At 56.1% G+C, this 2,832-nt stretch carries 3 protein-coding genes; 1 reads left to right on the forward strand and 2 read right to left on the reverse strand.

From position 1 onward, the window contains the following. Window positions 1–139 precede the first annotated feature (139 nt). Window positions 140–592 carry an arsenate reductase (thioredoxin) gene (arsC, locus tag H5U02_14945; GenBank protein MBC7343717.1) on the forward strand — a complete coding sequence of 151 codons (453 nt, stop codon included), beginning with the start codon at window positions 140–142 and terminating at the stop codon, window positions 590–592. Here the strand turns inward: arsC and H5U02_14950 are convergent. Together H5U02_14950 and H5U02_14955 are read right to left on the reverse strand one after the other, a co-directional pair. Continuing rightward, a complete protein-coding gene (locus H5U02_14950) occupies window positions 557–1,756 on the reverse strand; it encodes an MFS transporter (protein MBC7343718.1) in 1,200 nt (399 codons plus the stop codon). The two genes, arsC and H5U02_14950, sit on opposite strands and share 36 nt — an antisense overlap. Window positions 1,757–2,083: 327 nt before the next feature. Next, on the reverse strand, window positions 2,084–2,832 hold a 749-nt coding region (locus tag H5U02_14955; protein ID MBC7343719.1), incomplete at its 5' end, for a MerR family DNA-binding protein.

The following is a 2,832-nucleotide window of genomic DNA, read 5'->3' on the forward strand; positions in this document are numbered from 1 at the left end:
AAATTTAACTCAACATCCGTCTTCCTTCGAGAGGATTTGCCGCCCCAAATTGCGAATCTCTCCTGGCTAGCAAATAGTAAGCCCGCGCCGGGACTGTCAGGCCAGACTAAAGCTGTAGGCAAGTGAGGTCGACAAGACTATGCGCATCATGTTTCTCTGTACCGGAAATTCCTGTCGTAGCCAAATGGCGGAAGGGTGGGCTCGCCACCTGGCCCGAGAACTCCAGGGTACCAGCTCCACCTCCCAGCCCATAGAGGTCTATAGCGCCGGGCTGGAGCCAGCCGGGTTGAACCCGAGGGCAGTCGCAGCTATGGCCGAGGTGGGAATCGATATCAGCCAACAGACCTCCAAGGCCATTGATCCTCAATTGCTTTCCCAGATGGATGTAGTAGTAACCTTGTGCGGCGATGCCGAGGAGAGGTGCCCGGTCACCCCACCTTCCATCCGCCGCCTGCACTGGCCCTTGCCCGATCCTGCCCGGGCTACTGGCAGCCAAAAAGAGGTGATGGACAGTTTTCGTCGGGTGCGGGATGAGATAGGAGAGCGGGTACGGCAGTTATTGAGCTCCCTGGGATTTAGGCTTAACTGCTAGGACTATCCACATGCCCGCCGCCGCCACCAGGCCCATGATGCTTCCAAAATAGAACGGCGCCGCTGCCCCCAGGAGATCCCAGAGCAAGCCAGCCAACATGGAGGCCGGCAACAACCCGATTCCTACCAAAGTAGCGTGGAGTCCAATCAAAGTAGCCCGCTGTTCTTCAGGAGCAATATCGGCTACCAGCGCCTTTTCTACTCCTTCGGTAAAGGCGGAATACAGGCCATACGCGGAAAATAAGACCCACATCATCATCGGTTGGTGGGTTATGGCGAATCCTAGATATACCAGACCATAGAAAACAAACCCGGTCACCAACACGGCCCGGCGACCGATCCGGTCCGACAGTCGCCCAGCCGGATAAGAAGCGAGGCTATAGACCAAGTTGTAAGTGAGATAAAGTAAGATCACATCAACATCGGAAAAATTCAAGGTCTTGGCCCGCAGCAATAGGAATTGGTTGGAAGAGTTGCCCAGGGTAAAGATAAAGACCACAACCAGGAAGGCCTTGAGCCTGGGGTCAAGGGCCCGCCAGTTGAGATTAGGCCGGGAGCGAGCTGCCTTGACTGCAGCGGCAGCATTGCCACCAGCGACAAGCTTGGTTAGAGGACGCCTTTCCCGGGCAAAAAACAAGGTGATCACCCCCAGGGCGGCCGGGACCAACGCGTACAAGAACACCCGCCGGTAGTCCCCCTGGTAATGCACCAAGAAATAGTAGGCCAAAACCACCCCAATGGCCGCCCCTAGGGTATCCATGGCCCGGTGCAAACCAAAGGAGCGACCATAACTTTGGGAGTCTCCCGACTCGGCAATCAGCGCATCCCGGGGCGCGGTACGAATACCTTTGCCGAAACGGTCAGCTATCCGCCCCCAGAGCACCATGGGCCAGGAGCCAGAGAAGTAGAGCAACACCTTGCCTATAGTGGAAAAAGAGTAGCCGGCAATGGCCAAGGGCTTGCGCCTCCCTGCCAAATCCGACCAATAGCCGGAGAAAACCTTGAGCAGGCTGGCCAAACTTTCAGCAATGCCCTCGATAATGCCCACGATGGCCGGGGTCGCCCCTAGCTGAGCGGTTAAGTAGATAGGAATTAAAGGGTAAACCATTTCCGTGGATACATCGGTGAGCAGGCTAACTAACCCTAAAATGATTATGTTGAACAACAGTCTGTCCTCCCCCAAAAAATCGGTTTCTGGCGGGACCCTACACCAGGACGTCTGCTCGCTACCAACTAGGGCTCAGGCTTCTTCATAATGTCGCCTCCGCCAGCGGCTTCCCCTCTTAGCCCAGGTGACACGGCCTTGAGTGCTCGGCGTACTGTCACTTCCGCACCATTGCCCCGACATCCCCTACTGGGCTTTTTCATTGCCCAGCTGTACGGTCTGGCCGCATGCGGCACTTCGGCCGTAAGCGCAGGTTGAAGGAAAGAAAAGTCCGCCAGATTCTGGCGGGAAAAGATTTTTTTGGCCCGGGAAGGCTGTCATCCGGCCTCAAGTCACCGGTAGGTTGGGAAACCCGGCCGCTTCCAGCATGTTGCCGATAGCCTGGCGAAAGCGAGGGCTCAAAACCATCAGGTGGGGAACTATCTGGGAAAACACGGTGGTTATGCTAGGCAAAAATTCCAGCAGCGCTTCTTCGATCTCTTTTTCCTTGGGATCGCTGGGTGGTTCCGGCGGGTTATCCCGAAGTACTTGCTTATCCTTCTCCGACATGGACATCAGGCGCTCCCACTTTCGGCCTACCTCCGCCTCCAGGTTGGCCAAATCCAGCGGCGATGCCTTCAGTGCCTCTACCAGCCGCTCCGGGTACTGGATCTCCTCCGCAGCATCCAAGGCCGCCACCAACGATATCCAGGCCTGCTCCTTCTCAGGCGTATCTAGCGGTTCATCCAGAAAATAGCCGTAAGTTATGCCCATCAATTTACCAAAGGGACCAGGAAAGATCCGTTCCAATTCCCTTCTCATGTATCCCTCCCGCCCCTTGGCGTCAAGCTCCAGTGACCGCCAAAAACTGTCCAGCCGCCTGATTACTTCCTTGGGACTCACTTCCCTCGCCAAGTCCTCTAAACAGCTCTTAATTGCCCGCCTGGACTTTTCCTTCTCCTCAATCTCGCCCTCGAGCCGGGCCAAATGCTGTTTCAATATCTGAGCTAGCTGCCCAGTGCCCCGTAAAGCTTCCTTGATCTCAGCAACCGGTACCCCCAGCCGCCGCAACACCGAAATCTGCTTGAGCCGTTCAA

The sequence above is a fragment of the Clostridia bacterium genome, assembly GCA_014360065.1.
Classification (GTDB): domain Bacteria; phylum Bacillota; class DSM-521; order Neomoorellales; family JACIYF01; genus JACIYF01.